A 19398-nucleotide genomic window follows, 5' to 3' on the forward strand; every position below is an offset into this window, starting at 1 on the left:
TCAGAGCCCCTTTTCGATCAGGAGCTCGATGCGGCGGTTAGCAGCCCGGCCTTCGCGACTGTCGTTTCCGGCCAGAGGCTGCGTTGCTGCACGTCCTTCCGACCTCAGGCGATCCGGCGGCAGGCCGCTGGCACGCAACAAGGCGGCAATCGTTGCAGCGCGCGCCTCCGAGAGGCGCTGATTGTTGGACAGGGGATTGGTGGCCTGGAGCGGAACATTGTCGGTGTGTCCGACGATCGTGACACTTCTGATCAGCTCGGCGTTGTCCTTGAGCACAGCCGCAATCGATGCGACGAGGGGTTCGAAGCTTTTTGTCAATTCGGCCCGGGCAGAAGGGAAGAGCTCCGGAGTGCTCGACTGAAGCAGGAGTGTGACCCGAGAGGCGTTTTCATTGCCTTTCAAAGCCGGAAGAAGCGCAGGAGGCGCGGCGGCACGGAACTCTGGTAAAAGCGCAAGGACGACGGGTTCGACTGGCGGCGCGCCCGGCGGCGGTGTGCGTTTCTCCGGGCGATAAATTTCGGCGCGCTCCGGCGGTGGTAGCGCCCGAACGAGCGTCGCAAGCTCTTCCGCCTTGGAGCCCAACCGCGTCGATAACAGCACGTAGATCGCAGTCGCGAGTGCGACCGCCACGACAGCGAGCACCCAGATCGGAATGGCAAAGCCGGAAGGCTCGTCTTTCGCCGCAACGCCCTCCCACCTCGGCGAAAGCGGCGCACCCTCGGCATCCACGTCCCGCAAGAAGCGCGCGGCTGCAGCGCGAACGGCGTTAATGGAGCGATCGCCGGCACGCCCCGGCACCCGATATTTGCCGCGGAACCCAAGCGCCAGGCACATATACTGCAGCTCCAGCAATTCACGATCGCGACCGGGATGGCGTTCCAGTTCCTCCAGCCTGGCGAAGAACTGCTCCCCGGCATCCACATCGCCGCGCAGCATGACGACCAGCGGCTGGCGCGGCCATGCGCTGGATCCACCCCAGGGTGTGTTCAGTGCCAGATCGTCGAGCAGTGCGGCGACAGCCCAGGCGGCCGCATCAGCGCGGGCCAGGCTTTCGCCAGACGCCACGGCCGCATCGCGTGCCGAAACGAGTTCCTCCATCAGCCTGGTTCGCAATGCTTCCGGATTGCCGGGTGGCAATGCATTCTCGAGTTCGGGGGCAAATTCGAACAACCTGGCGAAGGCATTGACCAATGGATTAGGATGGGATCGGGCGCGTCGAGCCAGTGTGCCGGTGGCAATGACCGGCATTGCGCCCGGGGGGACGGGGCGGATACGCGTACGACCTTGATCTTCCGATAGGCCGAATGGATCCTCACTTGACATGGTACTACCTGTTTACCGAGTAGCAGTCGATCTGTGGTTCGTTGGGCAAAACACCGGAGACTCCAATCACAAAACCGGGCGAGCGTAGAAGCGACTCCCAGTGCTCGCTGCGTTGATCGAGTTCGAGGCAGAGGCGATCTCCGTCGTAGGGAATTTCGCGGGGCTGAGAGTGAAGCGGTTTGAGGCCGATACCGGGCAGTCGAGACTTCCACAGCGCCTCGAATTCGTCCGCAGCACCCACAGTAACCTGGTTGACGAAGATTTTGCGCAGCGCCTCGTCGGACATGTCGCATCCGACCCGCACGACAATGCGGCTGGCCGTCAGAAGTTCGGGATTGTCGATGCGGACCTTCCAGACATTGGTGGCGTGTTTCAAAACAGGCAGCGCCCGCGACTTCGGCTCGACATAGCGCAGGCTCAGGATCAGTGAGCGCAATGTGTCGGCGAGTGCAGCAAAAGCTGGTCCAGGCGCCATGTGCTCATAGATGGGAAGCTCGCTCAGTCGCCGAGAGCCCGACCCGTAGGTCGCCATCCGTCCAGCCAGTCCGCTGAGCTCCAGAAAGAGCTCGGCCGGATGAAAAACCTCCTGAGGAAGCATATGCGCCAATCGGGCGCGGGCGCTGTTGGCAAGATCGAGCACCAGCAGATTTTCTACGCTGCGGCCGGGGCCGCCGAGCACCATCTTGCCATGGGCTTCAGCTATTCGGTCAAGCCCAGTGATGACCTCCTGCAGGAGTTGGCCATAAAACAGCACGGTACCGGTTGCGAGTGCGGGCGGCAGGAAGTTTTCGGAGATCGCCACCCTGCCATCGGACAGGAGCCCGGTAACGTTGGTCACCGGCATTGCGGTGTAGCCACCGGTCGCCTGCGCCGGGGAAAGGAGCAGGGCTTGCGGACGGGCGATCTCGATCTCTTCGGGATCAGCGCCGCCATGCACGGCATCGCGAACCCACTCGATCCTTCCTCTATACCTCGCACCGGTGGGATCCCGGTGGGCGGGATCGAAGCTGGCACCTCCCGGAGGTTCGAGCGGCAGGGCGAGCTGAACAGCGCCGGCGCCCATGTCGTTGGTGATTGTCAACGGGGTGGGGGCGTCCATCGTTTCGGGTATTGCGAACGGGGTGCCATCCGGGAAAATGCCACGGGCCGACGTCACCGCTATCCGTCCGGTTTCCAACTGCGCGGCATCCAGCATCAGGGACTTGAAGCCGAAGGTCTGCAACCGTCCAGCCTGCAGCGAGCCGCGTATCAGCGCTTCGGTATAGCGGTCCTGCTGCTGGAAATGCTGCGTTCGCAGAAAGAGCCCCTCGGACCAAAGAACCTTGTTGGTATCGGTCATGCTAAACGCCCTCCATTCAGGCGAGCGCGAGCGTCATACCGCCGCGGCTGAGTACGACATTCGCCGTCACCGTCGATTCCGGCCTGATCGGAACACTCCTTCGCCACGTACGACTGCCGGGTTCCCGGAACAGCGCGACAATCCCGAGGAAAGTGGCCTCCGGCGGGAACGCCACCGTCTTTGAGGCGGTTGCACCGGGAGCGACCGTCAATTGCTCGGATCCGACGAGGTCTGCGCCGAGCGCACCGGACGGATCTGACTGAAGGGCAAAAATGTCAGCCGAGTTGAATTTCCCGACATCCTTCAGCCGGAGAACGAGGAGGGTTACGGGACGCTCCCCGCCACCAGCGGCAGCATTCATTCCGGCCTGTCCCGTCGCCCTGACGATTACGGTCGAGGATTTGGGTGGACCGCCCATGCAAGCGGAAAGCAGGCCTGTCGCGCCGGTCACAATGAGAAAACCGCGTCGGTTAAGCATCAATTGTCCTCCCTCTCTTCATAGCCATCCCGAAAGTCGCTCCCGATTTCGCCGAGGAAGCGCGTCGACGCGCTCTTGGCGATTTCGCGATAACGGTTCTCATAGAGCTCCCAGAGTTTCGCCCGCCGTCCACCGGCAAACAGGGCATCCAACGCTGAGTGCGACTTCAGTTCGCTTTCGAGCGTCGCCGGGTCAAAGCGGTCTATCATCCTGGCAAGCGCTGCTTGGACGCCACGCCACGTTCGCACATGGTGGTGGGCGAGATCGCGGATGGAATTGCCGATGGCGGCCTGCGGAGAAAGAAAGCCTGCGTTGCGCTGAGCCAGGAAGGTTGCGATTACATCATCCACGGTGGGAAGGAATTTGAGAGGGTTGACCTCGGATGCGCCAACCACAGTCTGGGCGATTCTTGCTTCGCCCTTTTCTTCGGCTCGTTTGCGCAAGAGGTGCATCAGTCCTTCCAGCATCAGCCGGTATTCCCGACCGAAATTCTCCATCTGGGCAACCGGATCGGATGTGGCAAACTCTTCAGCGCCAAGCCCCAGTCCGCGCAGAAAGGCTTCGCGCAAGACGGTTTCGGATTGTCCGGTCTCTTTCGTCGTCGGCGTCGCCTGCGGCGCTGGGGAATAACGAGGTTCGGGCGGGGGCTCGGAGACGGGCTGCGGTGGCGTGGGCAAGGAAAAATCCCAGGCGGGCTTGCCCTGGTCTGACGCTGGCAGAGGATCGAGGCTGAAGGGATCGTCGAATATCGGCGCCCTCTTTGCTGTCTCGCCCCTGTCCGACGCGACAAACGCACCCGGGGCTGGCTGTTCGAACGGGTCCGGTAGTCCAACCGGCCGCGGGGTAGGAACTGTCGGCTCCTTGCGCTCGGCGAAGAAGTCGTCCCGCTCGAGCCCACCCTGTGGCAGAGGATCCGTCTGTTCGGAAGCTCGCTCCGACGGTGTTGCCTGGAACTCGACCCGGACGACGTAATTTCCAAGCTGCAGGCGCGCTCCGTCATGCAGCGGGGCGGAATTCCCCAGTCCAAGCGGCGTGCGCGAGCCGTCAATGAAAAGCCCACCGCTGGAGGTGTCAGTCACCACATACCGGCCGCGAACGAACCCGATGGTGCAGTGAGCGCGTGAGATATACATGTCGGGGTCGTCGATCCGCCAGCCAGCGTCTGCGCTGCGGCCGATGACGAGCTCGCCATCAACAAGCCGCATCTGGCGAACAGCCTGGGGTCGGGGTGAGTGTTCAAGGGTGAGGATCAGGCTCATGCCGCGGCCTCCGGCATTTTTGGCCGCCAGCCAATGATGGTGCGCATGCACAAGTCATCCGCGTCACCGCGATCTTTCGGTCGAGCAAGCCATGCGATGTGTCCGATCCGCATGGCTCCGATCCTGGCCGCGGGAACGTCGTCCCGCTTGAGCACCAGCCTGACATCGACGTCGAGCCCGTCTCCCACCAGATCGCGGACAGCGGATTGCAAGGTTTCGCGCCGTTCACCGCCCGGCAGAAAAGCGACATAGTCGGTAAACGTCAGCGGGCCGATCGAGAGCTCTATCCTCTGCTGTCGCTGGAACGACCTCGGTCCAATCGTGGCGCTTCGTCCGAGTTGCCCATGCCCGCCGCCAATCCGTGACTGAAGCTCTGGCGGTATTGACGTCCAGGAGCCGACAAATTCGCGAAGCCGAACCGGCACTTTCAGCAGGTCGGCGAGAAACAGCGTAAGTCTCTCTGGTCCATCCACCTGATGGGCGAGGGCCGATGCGTGGGAGATCTTGGTGGCGTCGATTTCCGAGGGCTCACCGGGCCCCGTTCCGCACAAGCCGAGACCCGCCAGGGCTGCCGACATCGCGCGAATGCGGCCGCCGTCGTTGCGTGTGACCTGAACCGGCGGATGAGCGTCGGCCCAGGCCCGATAAAAGAGTGCGATCATGCGATGCTGAAGAATGTTCACGAAATCGACGAATGTTGTATCGGAGACCTCCCGCATGTCCGCCCTTGCGAACCACCGCTGCGAAAGTCGGTCCAGCACCCAGCGCGTCAGATGGAGGGGCATCGGGCCTTCTGGCCCCAGCAAGCCGATATTTGCCACCGTGACACGGGCCGGCGCGCTTTCCGTGGCCGGCTCGACCTTTGCGACATCCTGCACGGCAAAACCAAGCCGCACGTGCTGTCCGAGCCGGGCCGGCTCCCGGTCCGGTCGCCCGGCCTGGCCAAAGCGCTGTCCGTCGTCTTCGAGGTGTCGCAGGAGCTCGAAGAAGTCGAATGCCTCAAGGGATGGAGTGGCTTCCTTCGTCAGATCAGGAAGCGGTTGCCCGGCGCTATCGGCCATAGCACATCCTCCTGTTTCTGTATGATGCGCGTGCGGGTGCGCACGAATGCGTTGATTGCCGAATAGCGCGCAAAAAGCTTCGACAGCAGCGCTGGAAGCAACAAGGTGCTGTGCCCGGCAAGCACAGATTGATCGATGTGAAGCGTAACCTCAGTGCCGCGCGCAAAGCACATCGGCCCGGCAATTGCCAGGCGCTCGATCACGGGCCGAGCCTCGACGCGGGCGATCGCGCGAACGTGCCTGCTCAGGCTTGGATCCCCGCGGTGCGCGTAAAGTTCAAGCAGCGCATGAAGCGGATCCACGCCGCGACCTTCTTCCGCCAAGCTAAGAAAGTTCAGCGAAAGTTGCGCGATGAGCCGCCAGGCGAGTTCATCGGCCCTCGAGCCTTCCACCGCTCCAGCCGGAAGCGTCGCTGGAATCGAAGGCCACGGCGGCCGCAGCGCCCCGAGGAGCTGGACGCTCTCGACCGGGTCGCCGCTTTCGAGCGAAAGGGACGGTGTGTCGTCCAGGATAGGCAGATCGCGATTGGTACAAAGCGCCGTAACCTCAATCCGCTTCAGTTGCCGGGCCGCTGTTGACTTGGCAGGGCGCGAAAGCGTTAGGAAGACATCGTCGCCGGTATAGGATGTCCGAGTTTGTCCTTGGCGCAATTCGTCCTCGCCCGGTCGCCGCGGACGGCGCTCGGCGAAATAGACCCAGCCGTTTCCACGGTTCTGGCCCAAGCTAAAGAGTGCCGGTATCTCGGCATCAGGGCCTTCGGCGTCGGCGTCTTCGACGCCGATTGTGCGATAGATTTCGAAGTCTCGTGGGCGCGTGCGATCAGCGTGAAGTACTTGCCGGGTCCGGCGTGTATCGAGTTCAATGACGTTGCAGCTGCGCTCGAACAGATTGATGATTGGCGTTACGAAGAGTTCGAAATCCTTTGTCGTGATATTCGCAAGCTCTGGAACGGGACGCCGTAACAGAAAGACCAATTCCAAGCCGCTCCCGCAACGCCGAACGACCGGTTTCAGGCTTCTCACGCGCGCATAGTGAAATCTTTCCGGCGCCATGAAGTATTCGCGCAAAAGCCTGTAGCCTTCGAATGTTTGGCGCGTGCGCGGCATAAGTGCTTCGTCGTCGCAAATCCCGACCATCTCTGGATCCGGAAGTGCGCTCAGAATGTTATCGCGCCCTTCAGGGCGGGCTCCGACGGCCGCGCAAGCGCCAAAGAGCGTATCGAAAAGCAGGGGCGCCTTGCTCTTGTCGCCAAAATGCAGATCCAGACAGTCGAGCGACAACTCGCTGAGCTTGCCTTTGCCGGTTCGATTGACGATGACGCTCAGCGCCGCCGAACCGCTTGCCCCTTCAATTGGGGCTATCCCGGCCGCTGCAAGCGCGCTTCGATCCTGAATATAGGAGACCGAGCTTATCGCGAGCGGCCAAAGGGTAACGTCCTGGGCCGTCGTATAAATGCACCGGGTGGGTACTCCAGGGCGGACGCTCGAGACCAGTCGGGTTCCTCGCTTTACCAGGTGCCCTGCGAGCATCGTCTGGACCTGTTGGCCCGGCTTCAGCAAAGCCATGGCGGTTGCGGGGGCAGGCGCGATCAGGTCCGGATAGAAATTTTCGAGCACGCTTCGTGCGAAACGCGAGCTCTCGGCATCGACCTTCTGGCGAGTGCGCGCAGCAAGATAGGCCACACCGTCAAGAAGGCGTTCGACGAAGGGGTCGGGACACGGGATCGTGTCCAGGGAGAGGTTGCGCGCGATCGAGGGGTGCATTCCCGCAAACTCGGAGGCGAGTGCCCGAATGTGGGTGAGTTCTTCCTCGTAATACTCCAGGAAGACCCGGTCCATGGTCAGGTGTCCTTCAGCTCAGTCCGCGCCGAACCGTTATCGAGGTTGAGTATTGTGCGCAGCAGCAGCCGCTCTGGTGCGGGGGAGGTAAGCAGCAGCGCGTCGATGTCGATCCTGAGACCGGCTGCCCTGTCGCCAAGACTGACGGTGACTTTCGTCGCGCTCTCCTTGAGCCGGGGTTCAAATGCAGCGAGCACGCTTCGGATCTCTTTGGCCAGTTCATCGCGGTCGAAGTCACGCGAGGAACGGCCGGAAAAAGGCGGGACGCCATAATTGATCACGCTGCGGCGCACCTCCGGGAAGTCCTCGAGCGATGGAGGGTCGTCTCCTGCCTGATCGGCTTCGAAGTCGGTCAAGAGTGGCGAGGATTCGAAGCGTTGCGCATTGAAAAGCGCCTCTATGTCGCGTCGCACTGCTTCGCGCAGCACATTGATCGAGACGACGACGCCACGGCTTTCCAGTTCCGCCTGCCGTCGCTCCAGAGAGAGCAGACGGTGGATGTTTTTCTTCTGCTCGGAACTGATATCCGTGGCAGCGTCGATCTGATGGAGGCCTCCCGCAATCAGCGCGTTGAGACGTTCCTCGTCCATTTCGTTCTGGATCGCCTGCCGGAGTTGATGGATTTCCGAACTGAGCCCCGGCAGGTCGTTCACAAGGCGATCCCACAGGGACGGCTGGATCGCTTCGCGAGTTGCCCGCGGGTGACCTCCGGGCGGTCTTGCCTCCCGTCCCAATCCTTTTTGCCAGCTGTCACTTGCCGACATAGACATCCATTTCGACCTCGTCCTTGTCGTCATAGTTGAACGTGATGTTCTTGTAGGCGAAACCGATCCGCTCTTCGAGCACGTCTGGCTCATCGGCACTTGGCTTCATGTGGTAGTTGGTCACCGAAGCTTCCTTCAGCGTGATGACCAGGTAGTCGCTCGTTTCGCCTTCGATCGTTCTGCGCGCCGAAAACTTCACCTCGTCCAGAGGCGTGTTGTCGAAGAGAGCCTTCTTCAGATAGGGCGAGGACTTGTCGTAATGCTTGATGAAGTTGACCATTCCCAAGCTGACGCGGCCTCTGCGCGACAATGAATTGGGGTCGAAGGGAGCCACCATCTCAAACTCCACTCCGTAGACCTCGATTTCTTCCTCGTGGCCATCGCGAACGCTGGGTCCCGTGATATCAGGTACTTTGAGAAATCCGTCAATTTTCATGAATAACCTCCCATCAGCTATCTGTTGCTCATGACTTCATGGACGGCAGCTCCGAAACCAGCCGGAGCGAAGCGTTGATACCTTCCAACTGGTAGTGGGGCCGCAGATAGAACCGGGCATTGTACCAGCCGGGACGGCCCTCAACACTGTCAACCTGGACCTCGGCAGCAGCAAGGGGACGTTTTGCGCGGGCCTTTTCGTCGGCAAAGACAGGGTTGGCGAGAACGTAGCGGTTGATCCACTCCGTCAGCCAGATCTGCATGTCGGCACGTTCCTTGAACGAGCCGATCTTGTCCCGGGCGATCGCCTTCAGGTAATGGGCGAACCGCGAAACCGGGAACAGGTAGGGCAGGTTTGCACTCAATCTCTCGTTGGCCTGAGCATCCGGGTCGACCAGCCGGCCGGCCCTCGTTTCGTCGTCCTGCAGTGAATGGGCGCCTATGAAGGCGGCAATATCGGTGTTCTTGCGATGGAGGATCGGCATCAGCCCCAGCTTGGCGAGCTCGGCCTCTCGCCGATCGTCAATGGCGACCTCGGTCGGGCATTTCATCGCCACCGTGCCGTCGTCGGTCGGGAAATTGTGGACAGGCAGATTGATCACTGCCCCGCCGTTCTCGACACCACGGATCTGCGTGCCCCAGCCGAACAGCTTGTGGCTGCGGTTGATGTTGACGCCCATCGGAAAGGCCGCGTTCATCCAGACATACTTATGATGATCGCCCTGGACTTCTTCCTCAAATGCAAAGCCCTTCACCGGAACGGTTTCTGCACCATAAGGCAGCCTTGCCAGCACGCGCGGCATCGTCAGGCCTATGTAACGGGCATCCTCGCTCTCGCGCAGCGACTGCCATGAGGCATAGGCCGGCGACGAGACGATCTGTTGGAGGTCTTGCGGGTTCGGCAATTCCTGCCAGCTTTCCATGCGGAAGAGACGAGGGGCGGCTGCTGCTATGAACGGTGTATGCGCCGAGGCGCAGATACCGGACATGTTGCGAAGCAGACCGACATCCTTCGGGTGGTTCGAGAATTCATAGGCGCCGATCAGGCAGCCGAACGGATTACCCCCAAGCATCGAGTATTCGTCGGTGTAGACTTTTTTGAATATGGGACTTTGATCCCACATCTGACCTTCGTAATCCTCAAGCGTATCAGCCAGCTGCTCCTTCGAAATGTTCATGACGCGGATCTTCAGCTTCTGATCCGTCTCGGTATTGTTGACGAGGTACCACAGCCCGCGCCATGTCCCTTCCATCTGGAGCACTTCAGGCGCATGCAGAATTTCGTTGGTCTGCTCGGTCAGCAGCTTGTCGATGCCACCGATCAAGGACTTGATCGATTTGATCGCGTTCGATGAGATGACGGTCGATTCCGCGCGGGCGCGGGCAGCAAGCGCCAGGTTCCTGACCAAGGTTTGAAGCTTGTCGCTGTCATCCTTCTTGACCTTGAAGTCCTTCTCCAGAAGACCGCTGAATTCCTGAAGGTCGACTCCCTCGGCTTCCGCGACACCAGCGGGAGCGGCTTTTTCCTGTTCGGCCATGGCTCAGACCTCCGACTTGCTGCTATCGTCGAGCGCCTGGTCGGCGATCTTTGCTAGCAGGGGCTCATTGTTCAAAAGTTGCGCGATGCGTTTTTCAGCGTCGACGCGTCCATCCATGAAGCCGAGCAATTCTTCGAGTTGGCGGCGCATTCTCAAGAGTTCTGCAAGCTGCGGGACTTGTTCGGCCACACGATCGGGCGCGAAATCAGCCATGCTGGTAAAGGTCAGGTCGATTGCAAGCTCTTCATCGCGCTCTTCACCCTCGGGTTGGGGAAGGGTGTTCTTCACGCGAGCTTTCACACGTGGACTGAGCGCTTCCATGAAGCGGCCAAACCTGTTTGCGTCCGTTTCGACAAAGGCGCGGTCCCGGACGGACTTGCTGGCCTCCGGCGTCTGGGAGGCGCCTGCGAGATCGGCCATCACGCCCATTACAAACGGCAATTCAATGGTTGTCGGGCTGCCGTAGGTTTCGACTTCGTAAGCTATCTGGACGCGAGGCGCCCGGTTTCTTTCAATTACCTTGGCCTTAGTTTCGCTCATTGATGGTCACCTTTCGTCCCAGGGACAGGTTTCTTGCTTTCCGGCACCCCGGCCAGAAGCCGGAATTCCTTCAAACCGGAGGGCGCCAGGTCCTCCATGAGTTCCAGAAAATCCATCGGCACCATGCGTTTGATCCTCCGCGCCAGATGGGGGATGGGGCTCGACGGTTCAGTACGGTCGTAAAAGGCGATGATCAGGTCGATGCACTTTGTGACATCCTCGCGCGATGTAAGCCGTGACGGAAAGACTGCCGGTGCTCCGATGTAAGTCGGAGCGGCGGGGGCGGTGGCTATTGCGGGCGCACCCTCACGGTCGAGGCCTTCATCGTTTGCGGTTTCCTGCCTGGGGCTCGGCTTTACTCGTTCAAGCGTGGAAACCGCTCGCTGCAGGAACCGGCTCAAATCCGGCAATGTGACACGTACATCCTCCCCGATTTGCCGATTGAGCGATGTTTCAAGCGCCTCCATTGCAGCCGCCGCAGCCTTTGCGCTCTCAAAAAGCGCTATCGCCTCGTCGGGGGTTTGTTCTGCAAAGGCAGCGCAACCGATCCTTACACGGTTCAGCAACTGGTCATGGGCGCTTACAAGCGACGCCTTCTCGGCCTCGCTCAGTCCGGGTGCGGCCTCGCTGAGAACGGTTCGGGTGTCGATCGCCCCGCGATCCAGATCGCGCCCTGTGACAGGGCCGACGCCCCGCGGCGTAAAAAAAATCATCTTGCGAAGATCGCCGAGCAAGCCATCCTTGTCGTTCTGAAGCTGTAGAAGAGCGTTGATCCGACGTAGGGCGGCGTCGCGGAGTGGCAAGCCCTCGCGAAGTTCCGGATGCATCGTCTTCCAATGCATGTCGAAGGTTCCAGTGATCAGGTTCAGCCCGTCAGCGAGCCCGGCAAGACCCTGTTCGTTGGCAAGCGCGCGCGTCACGATCACCAGGAGCCTCAGATCCCGTCCATGGGGGCGCAACTCTTCAGATTTTCGAAGGACTGTCGACCAGTCGACCGGGACCTCGGTCCGTGAAACGGGGTTGTTGCGCTCGTCACGGCTAATTTCTATCTGCGGTTGCACGAGGCGCTCGAGCTCGTGAAACCGTCCGTCATTCCGCAAGCTTTCACCTGACGGGTTCACACCGTCCAGCGGACTTAACCAGAGAGCAGAGTCGAACAACCGAACCCCCGTTAACCGACTAGTATTCCCTTGCAATTTGCTTTTTACCACAACTTCCCGGTCTATACTAATGCCGTGTATGTCCGGCTTCTAATTAATTCCGGGTGTCGATCAGCCGGGTGCTCATCGAGAGAATTGACACATGCCCATTAGCTATCGCAGCGCGTAAATCTTCGGCAAACGACTTGGTGGACTCCGTTGTTGGTCGAAGCTGTGAGAAAAGTGGCTGGTCGGTCTGCATGACAATTATCAGACTTCTGCCGAACGTCGCGTCGACGGAAAAGGAGAGCTTGGAAGGATCGGCTGCACCCTCTGCGGCAGGGTAGGCAACACGGATAGTGCGCATGCCACCCGACACGGACCCAATTTGGGCAAGGGCGTGATCGGGCCTCTTTATGTTCGGAAGAACATTGAAAAGATTGCCGGTGACGTCGGCGATAACGACCCACAGGTATCCCTTGTCGAGCGAGGCCGGCGCAATTACGTCAATGACCGGGTTGTCGCCGACCGAATAGACGCCTGCCATGTTCGGTTCGGTCCTGTCGCCGTAGCCGAGAACGATCGACATTTGACCTTGCGGTGCATCTGGCAGCAGCTCTTGAACAACGCACAGTTGGCTGTTGAGCACTGTGGCGTCGAAGCGTAGCTCGCGATCTCCGACACGAGGGGCGAGCGTCTTTTTCAGGGCTTCGACGTCATCGCCGGACGCGACATTTCCACGGACGACCAGCGTCGAGCCGAGAGGAAAGCTGCCGCTCGCCGGAGGTTGAACGAGGAGCGGACCGCAGGTTTGAAGTGGCACGAGAAGAGGCTTCAACTGGTCCGGCGACAGGTCCCGCGGACCGGCCGCGATCCGGACGATACTCTGGTAACCGGTCGACTTTGCCGCAGCGTCAAAGCGGGTGACCGCATCTTCGCGTGCAGCTTTGTCCGCCGCCAGACCGGTGAGGCGAGCTGTCCGATCAGCGACTTCGAGCTTCCACTCGACGAGTGGAGCGGCGGCTTTAAACAAGGCGTCAATGTCCTGCGCCCAGCGTTCAGATGGAGCACCCTGGGCAAGCGTCAGAGCGCCATTGGGCGGAGGAAGCCCGACCGTTCGGTTGAAGGTCGACAGGATTGCCTGTTGCTGCTCAGCATCCGGAGCAAAACCCGCAAGCATGGGGCGGCTTTGGGCATCCACCCCGGCCGTGAGTTTGTAAGGGGTTGCGATCGGAAGCGCAGTCGGGGACAAATGCTCAAAAACCCCGAAAAACCAAAGCCCGGCGATTGCCGCCAGCGCCACCAGGGGCAGGATCGCGAGCCATGGCTGCCACCTGGGCCTTGCTTGATGCCCGGTCTCCCGCCGTGCCTTGGCGAGACCAGGCTGCAGCAATCTGCCGATTTCCTTGACGACTGCGGCAGCACTCGGAGGGCGTTGGGCAGGGTCCGGCCTGGTGAGATCGTCGATCAGCGACTTCAACGGTTCAGGAACACCCGAGGTATCAAGTCGCCGTTCCTTGTGACGGACAACCTCGCCGGGACTGGTTCCGACGTCAGGAATCCTTCCTCGAAATGTGGCAAGCAGCGAAGCGCCCAGCGCATAAAGGTCAGAGCGTGGCTCCGCCTGCCCATGCAACTGTTCCGGCGCCGCATATTCGTATTTGCCCGCAAATTCCTTGCCGACAATTGTACGAGCCCCTGTCTTGCTGTCCTTCGCGATACCGAAGTCGATGATAACGGCTTCCTCCGGCCTGCCGTCGCGCAGGATGATATTGTCAGGGGAAAGGTCGCGATGAACGATCTTGTGCTCGTGCGTCGCGACAAGGCCTTCGGCCACTCTGTGGGCCACGACCAGCAGATCCCGAGGCGACGCCCCGCCACGTTCGAGCCACTCGCTGAGAGGTGTTCCGGCGACGTAGTCCATCACCAGATAGACGTGGCCGTCTTCGGTCTGGCTGCAGTCGGTGTAGCGCACAACCGCATCGTGGGAGATGTTGCGCATCTCCTCCTCACGCTTCATAAGCTCCAGATACCCGGCGTTTCCCGATAGCTCGCGTTTCAGCGCCTTTAGCGCCACCACACGGCCTGTGATCCGGTTGCTTGCCCTGTAGACCTCACCTGTGCCGCCGCGGCCGAGGATACCCTCGATCTCGTAGGTGTTGTTAAGCACCTGAGCTTTGCGAAAGATGTCGCCAGGCAGCGGATCGATCATCTGGAGCCTCCCAGCGCACCCAGTGGAAATTACGCGAGACTGTTCACCAGGAACACGTGGCCCTGAATATTTGTCAAGAATACTCTAATGTGGCACGCTGTGACCAGCGATCAAAGACGAGGCTCGGGACCTCTTTAAGATCACCTGGGCAGGAGCCGATCGACATGGAGCAGAACATGTCTTCGCAGAGCTTCAAGCGCAAGGAACTGGTCGGAAAACTTAATCCCGTTTGCCTGCGCGCGTTCAAGGCGGCGGCCGACGCGGCCAAGCTTCGCGGCAATCCCTACGTCGAACTTGTTCACTGGGTCGAACAGCTGGCTCTGGTGGACCGTGCGGATTTTCAGCTTCTCTTTGCCGATGCCGGCATCGATCTTGGCCGGCTTGCTGCCGACATGGCAAGGGCAATAGACAAGCTGCCTTATGGCGCGACCTCTATCGAGGAGTTTTCCGATCACATATTTCATGCCATCCAGGAAGCCTGGAGCCTGGCAGGCCTGCAGTTTGGATCCGAAGAAGTCCGCGGGGCTTATGTGCTCCTGGCATGCAGAAAGGTTGCGGTGCTTGACGGCCTTCTGTTGAAGATCAGCGCCGAATTCGATCGGATCGAGGCGGATTCGATACTTCCACGGCTGGATGACCTGCTTGCCGGATCACTTGAAAATGCCGGCAAGGCCGAGATCCAAGAACAGCCCCGGAAAAAACGCCCGGCAGGCGGTGACTCCGCATTGGCGAAGTATGCGACGGACCTCACCCGTCGAGCGCGCGATGGGAAAATTGACCCGGTCGTCGGCCGCGATCCCGAGGTCCGCCAGATTGTCGACATTCTCATGCGACGGCGACAAAACAACCCGATCCTGACTGGTGAAGCCGGCGTAGGCAAGACAGCTGTGGTCGAGGGTTTTGCGCTTCGCCTTGCAGCAGAAGATGTCCCGCCTCCGCTGAAGGGCGTGGCGCTACACATGCTTGACATCGGATTGATGCAGGCGGGGGCAAGCGTCAAGGGTGAGTTCGAAAAGCGGCTAAAGATGGTCATCGACGAAGTTCAGGCATCGGAGACGCCGATCATCCTCTTCATCGACGAAGCTCATACCTTGATCGGGGCAGGCGGGGCAGCGGGAACGGGAGATGCTGCGAACCTTCTCAAGCCAGCCTTGGCGCGTGGCGAGCTTCGCACAATCGCCGCAACGACATGGGCAGAGTACAAGCAGCATATCGAAAAAGACCCGGCGTTGACCCGCCGGTTCCAGGTGGTCAAGATTGAAGAGCCTGATGAGGAAGCTGCCATCCTGATGCTGCGTGGGGTGGCCGGTGTATTGGAGAAACACCATCAGGTGCAGATCCTGGACGAAGCGATCGAGACGGCCGTCAGCCTGTCACATCGCTACATTCCCGCCCGCCAACTTCCGGACAAGGCAGTCAGCCTGCTCGATACGGCCTGCGCGCGGGTGGCGGTATCGCAGCACGCGACGCCGGCTGAGGTTGAAGACCTTCTGAGGCGCAAGCAGTCCCTTGAGATCGAGCAGGGCATTATCGGGCGTGAAGCGGCAATCGGCATTGAAGTCGCCGAGCGCCAGTCCAAAGTTGAAGCCGCTCTCGCCGAAATAGAGTCCGCGTTGCTTGCTGCAAAGGCTCGCTGGGAAAGCGAACAGTCGATGGTCGACGAGATCCTTGGTCTGCGAGCTAGCCTGCGAGGAAGAGGAGTTGCGCTCGATGCCGCGCTTGCTGAATCGGAGGCAGGCGGGGAATTGCCGGGTGCCGCCGACGTAGAGCGTGCCGGGCGGGAGGCCGCCGATGCATCGGATCAACGCGCCGAGCTTGAACGGCTCAAGGCCCGGACGGCGGAGCTTGCCGGGGTTCAGGGCGAGGCACCGCTGGTCCTCCTTTCCGTCGACAAGAACGCTGTTGCCTCTGTCGTAAAGGACTGGACGGGCATTCCTGTCGGTCGGATGCTGACCAGCCAGACCGAAAAGGCGCTAAAGCTTGCCGCGGTTCTGGGCGAGCGTGTCGTCGGCCAGGAGGACGCAATGGAATCGATCGCCCGGCGTGTGCAAACCAGCCGTGCGGGCCTGGCCTCTCCCGAAAAGCCGGTGGGCGTGTTCCTGCTATGCGGTCCGTCGGGCGTCGGCAAGACAGAAACGGCGCTGGCTCTCGCCGAAACCCTATATGGCGGCGAGCAGAACCTGATCTCCATCAACATGTCGGAGTTCCAGGAGGCCCATACGGTCTCGACCCTTAAGGGCGCGCCTCCCGGCTATGTCGGCTATGGCAAGGGGGGCGTGCTGACCGAGGCCGTGCGCCGGCGGCCCTATTCCGTCATTTTGCTCGATGAAGTGGAGAAGGCGCATCCCGATGTGCACGAAATCTTCTTCCAGGTTTTCGACAAAGGAATGATGGACGACAGCGAGGGCCGGCGGATCGACTTCAGGAACAGTCTCATCCTGCTGACGTCGAATGTCGGTTCGGATGTTATCATGAAGCTTGCCGACGGCGGCAAGAGGCGGCCGCCGCCCGAGGAGCTCGAACGCGCACTACGTTCACCACTGTTGAAAGTGTTCCCGCCAGCCTTCCTCGGACGTGTGATTGTCGTTCCCTATTATCCGCTCTCGGATTCAATGATTGAGGCGATAACACAACATCATTTCGCGAAGATCGCGCGCCGGCTTCGCGCCAACCATGACGCCGAGCTGGTCATCGGAGACGGGGTCCTGGAGTTGATCAAGGCACGGTGTACCGAGGTCGAATCGGGGGGGCGCATGATAGACGCGATCCTGACCAATACACTTCTGCCGACCCTCAGCCAGGGTCTTCTGAACTGGTCCCTCGAGGGTAAACGCCTTACCAAGGCCACGATCGGAACATCCCCGGAAGGCTTCACTTACGCATTCGAATAGGCAAAGACGTGGCTGTCGCCGGGGAGCGCCGTTAGCTCACCGCCTGGAATTCCACGCGCCTGTTTTCGTCGGCCTTCGGGTTTTCCTGGTTGAGAAGAAACTGCTCGCCGACACCAACCGCTTCGAGCCGCTCGCGCGGGATATGGCAATCATCCGTGAAAAACCGCGCAACTTCCTTCGCCCGCAGAACCGACAGATGCTGGTTGTAGCTCGCGCCACCGACAGAATCCGTGTGACCGATGATACGGACGAGTTTGATGTCCATGTCCTTTACGACTTCGCAAAGCTGCCTCAGCATTGGTCTTTGCTCCGAAGCGATCGCCGCAGAGTCAAATGCAAAATTCACCCGGACGTTGATCTGGTCATCAGGCGGGAGCTTCCAGTATGTCTGTGGGTCTGTCGTCGCCGCGGCCGCGGACACTGCCGTTGCCGACGACGTCGCCGTCGGCTTCGGGGCAGATGGCTGAGCTGTATTGGGGGCCGCTGGAGCAGTCTGGGTGCCTTGGGACTCAACGGTTGCATGGGAAGAGGGAGCTGGAGCGGTCTTGGCCGGTTCAGTCTCGGGCGTTGCAATTGTCACCGGGACGGCTTGGGCGTTGGGCGCTGCGTTGCCGTTGTTAAGAACCAGGCCGCGCGTCGCTCCGAGGCGTGCCGCCTTGAACAAGTCGATCTGTCGCTGGAATCGTTCCTTGAGCGCGGAATCGTTCAGTTCCTGTGCACCCAAACCACCTTGTGTCACGAAGAACAGAGCGAGAAACACCGTCAGCTTTGTGGTCATCAGGCGCTTCATCTCAGGCTCCTTGGCAAAAAGGTTTCGCCCCCCTTGAAAATACTATAGGATCATTGTGGCTGCAACCGATCCGGCAGTTGCGCTCACGACGGATCGATCAATGGGGTTATCCGATCATGACCCCGGATTCTCGGGACAATCCTTCGACGCGCTGGCCCTCCAGGCCGCAAGGAGCGGGACTGAGCCATACCGGGCATGTGCGCACAAACAACGAAGACGCGATTCTCATTGACCCCTCAGGCGCACTTTGGGCGGTAACTGACGGGATGGGCGGATACGGCCACGGGGATGTCGCGGCAGACCTGGTCATCGAACAGCTCGCCCTCCTTCCGCATGCACCCATTTCCGGCGCTCATCTCGTCGCTGCACTGCAATCAGCCAATGCCGCCATCCGTCGTTGGGCGGCGTCGGCCAATGTCGCGCAGATGGGCGCAACAGTGGTGGTCGCACTTATTGATGGTGGAACAGCGACGATCGCGTGGGTGGGCGATAGCCGGGCCTACCGTTTGCGGGCAGGGGATTTGTTGCAGCTCACGCGCGATCATTCGGTCGTGCAGGAACTTGTCGATGATGGACGTTTGACGCCTGACGCTGTCTGGCAGCATCCGCAAGCGCACGTTGTTACCCGCGCGATCGGTGCCGCCGAACGGCTCGATGTCGACTCTATCGAAGTCCCTCTCAAGCCGGGGGATTATTTGCTTCTTTGTTCCGACGGATTGACTGACTGTGTTGCCGAGCCAGAGATCATCGCACAGTTGAGCGCGCCAAACCCCGACGTCGCCTGCCAGCGACTGATAGCCGCCGCTCTCCATAATGGCGCTCCGGACAACGTCTCTGTGGTGGTCGTTCGGATTGACGGAGCTGCAGCGCCTTGAGGCCACTAGATCCGATTGCAGCCGTCGTCATTGGAATGAGCATCATTCTTGCGGCGGTCGCGTTCGCGTTGGTTGGAGACTTGCTGCGAAATACCGAGCTCGATCCGAATGAGGGAAGGATTGATCGGGCAACGCAACAGCTTGCCAAACAGGACGCGGAAATCCAGGACCTGCGCGCTGAACTGAACTCATTTAAGCGAAGGGTGACCGATCTAGAAGGAAAGGTGAAGGAACTGGCAGAGGCGCCTCGTCCCGAACCCGTCCCGCAAAGCTCTGCGGTTTCGCCGCCGCCCGGCGAACCTGTGAGCCCGCAGTCGTTTTCGATCGATCAGTTCGGTGGCATTGCGCCGCCGGAAGAAACCGAAAATATGACGGAGCCCATGCAATTGGCGAAGAAGCGCTTCAACGAGCGTGTCATACGCCCGACCCCGGCAGTGTTACGCGAGGTCCTTGGCGAGCCACGAAGTGTCTATTCCACAAGCTGCCAGCCGGTCACCAACCCAAAATTACTGAGAACCCTGGAAAGCCGAGACATAGGGCATTTCCGCCTGACGATGATCAGGCCTGCGCTCGATTCCTTGGGGCAGATCATGGAGCGTCTGCGAAAGGAAGAGCCAGACATCTACGCCGCGATCGGAACGGCCGGTGCGCTTTGCGCGCGTTATGTGCGCGGCTCCACGAAATCTGTCTCCTCGCACGCCTGGGGCGCGGCCGTCGACCTGACACTCAAGAAGAACCTCGACCGAATGGGCGATGACAACACGCAGTTCGGACTTGTTGTCCTTGCGGAGTTTTTCAACGATGCCGGCTGGTACTGGGGTGCCGGCTATAGTCGCGAAGATTCCATGCACTTTGAAGTCGGCGAGGCGCTGCTGCGCAAATGGGCTGCGGAGGGCAAGCTGTGAGCGACCATGGC

The 19398-nt window shown here is 60.5% G+C and carries 16 protein-coding genes; 3 read left to right on the top strand and 13 right to left on the bottom strand.

All coding sequences use genetic code 11. The features are described 5' to 3' along the window. From icmH to AF71_RS07895, 12 genes are all read right to left on the bottom strand, one after another. A complete protein-coding gene (gene icmH / locus AF71_RS07840) occupies positions 1–1323 on the bottom strand; it encodes a type IVB secretion system protein IcmH/DotU (protein WP_169680779.1) in 1323 nt (440 codons plus the stop codon). 4 nt (positions 1324–1327) lie between these two features. Next, positions 1328–2662, bottom strand: coding sequence for a type VI secretion system baseplate subunit TssK (gene tssK / locus AF71_RS07845; RefSeq protein WP_169680781.1), 1335 nt, complete (start codon positions 2660–2662; stop codon positions 1328–1330). A 16-nt stretch (positions 2663–2678) separates the two neighbouring features. Next, positions 2679–3140: a type VI secretion system lipoprotein TssJ gene (gene tssJ, locus AF71_RS07850; RefSeq protein WP_025659188.1), complete on the bottom strand. Its 462-nt coding sequence runs from the start codon at positions 3138–3140 to the stop codon at positions 2679–2681. Next, positions 3140–4399 (bottom strand): type VI secretion system-associated FHA domain protein TagH, encoded by a 1260-nt coding sequence (gene tagH / locus AF71_RS07855; protein ID WP_169680783.1) that lies wholly within the window; start codon positions 4397–4399, stop codon positions 3140–3142. Before tagH ends, tssJ begins: the two co-directional genes overlap by 1 nt. Next, positions 4396–5460, bottom strand: a complete 1065-nt coding sequence (gene tssG, locus AF71_RS07860; protein WP_169680786.1) for a type VI secretion system baseplate subunit TssG — start codon at positions 5458–5460, stop codon at positions 4396–4398. The genes tagH and tssG overlap by 4 nt, the downstream gene beginning before the upstream one ends. Continuing rightward, positions 5424–7298 carry a type VI secretion system baseplate subunit TssF gene (gene tssF / locus AF71_RS07865; RefSeq protein ID WP_169680788.1) on the bottom strand — a complete coding sequence of 625 codons (1875 nt, stop codon included), beginning with the start codon at positions 7296–7298 and terminating at the stop codon, positions 5424–5426. The genes tssG and tssF overlap by 37 nt, the downstream gene beginning before the upstream one ends. 2 nt (positions 7299–7300) lie before the next feature. After that, entirely contained in the window at positions 7301–8062 is a 762-nt protein-coding gene (gene tssE / locus AF71_RS07870) for a type VI secretion system baseplate subunit TssE (RefSeq protein WP_025659185.1), read from the bottom strand. Further along, positions 8049–8498: a type VI secretion system tube protein TssD gene (gene tssD, locus AF71_RS07875; protein WP_025659184.1), complete on the bottom strand. Its 450-nt coding sequence runs from the start codon at positions 8496–8498 to the stop codon at positions 8049–8051. The genes tssE and tssD overlap by 14 nt, the downstream gene beginning before the upstream one ends. A gap of 28 nt (positions 8499–8526) precedes the next feature. Further along, the gene (gene tssC, locus AF71_RS07880) at positions 8527–10035 is read right to left on the bottom strand and encodes a type VI secretion system contractile sheath large subunit (protein WP_169680791.1); all 1509 of its coding nucleotides are present in this window, start codon (positions 10033–10035) and stop codon (positions 8527–8529) included. A gap of 3 nt (positions 10036–10038) precedes the next feature. Next, positions 10039–10575, bottom strand: a complete 537-nt coding sequence (gene tssB / locus AF71_RS07885) for a type VI secretion system contractile sheath small subunit (protein WP_018856378.1) — start codon at positions 10573–10575, stop codon at positions 10039–10041. Then, the gene (locus AF71_RS07890) at positions 10572–11735 is read right to left on the bottom strand and encodes a type VI secretion system ImpA family N-terminal domain-containing protein (RefSeq protein WP_169680793.1); all 1164 of its coding nucleotides are present in this window, start codon (positions 11733–11735) and stop codon (positions 10572–10574) included. The genes tssB and AF71_RS07890 overlap by 4 nt, the downstream gene beginning before the upstream one ends. A 94-nt stretch (positions 11736–11829) precedes the next feature. Further along, positions 11830–13926, bottom strand: coding sequence for a serine/threonine-protein kinase (locus tag AF71_RS07895; RefSeq protein WP_169680795.1), 2097 nt, complete (start codon positions 13924–13926; stop codon positions 11830–11832). Positions 13927–14090: 164 nt separating this feature from the next. Between AF71_RS07895 and tssH the strand changes: the two genes are divergently transcribed. Then, on the top strand, positions 14091–16817 hold the full coding sequence (gene tssH / locus AF71_RS07900; RefSeq protein ID WP_169680798.1) for a type VI secretion system ATPase TssH: 2727 nt from the start codon (positions 14091–14093) through the stop codon (positions 16815–16817). Between the two features lie 31 nt (positions 16818–16848). Here tssH and AF71_RS07905 read toward each other — a convergent pair whose 3' ends face one another. Further along, the gene (locus tag AF71_RS07905) at positions 16849–17607 is read right to left on the bottom strand and encodes an OmpA family protein (protein ID WP_169680800.1); all 759 of its coding nucleotides are present in this window, start codon (positions 17605–17607) and stop codon (positions 16849–16851) included. Between the two features lie 116 nt (positions 17608–17723). On the opposite strand from AF71_RS07905, the gene AF71_RS07910 reads away from it, so the two are divergent. Both AF71_RS07910 and AF71_RS07915 read left to right on the top strand, forming a co-directional pair. Next, entirely contained in the window at positions 17724–18482 is a 759-nt protein-coding gene (locus tag AF71_RS07910; protein ID WP_169680802.1) for a protein phosphatase 2C domain-containing protein, read from the top strand. Beyond that, entirely contained in the window at positions 18479–19387 is a 909-nt protein-coding gene (locus AF71_RS07915) for a M15 family metallopeptidase (RefSeq protein ID WP_025659178.1), read from the top strand. The genes AF71_RS07910 and AF71_RS07915 overlap by 4 nt, the downstream gene beginning before the upstream one ends. Positions 19388–19398 lie beyond the last annotated feature (11 nt).

Origin of the sequence: Rhizobium sp. 57MFTsu3.2 (assembly GCF_012932765.1) — a bacterium.
Lineage (GTDB): Bacteria > Pseudomonadota > Alphaproteobacteria > Rhizobiales > Rhizobiaceae > Rhizobium > Rhizobium altiplani.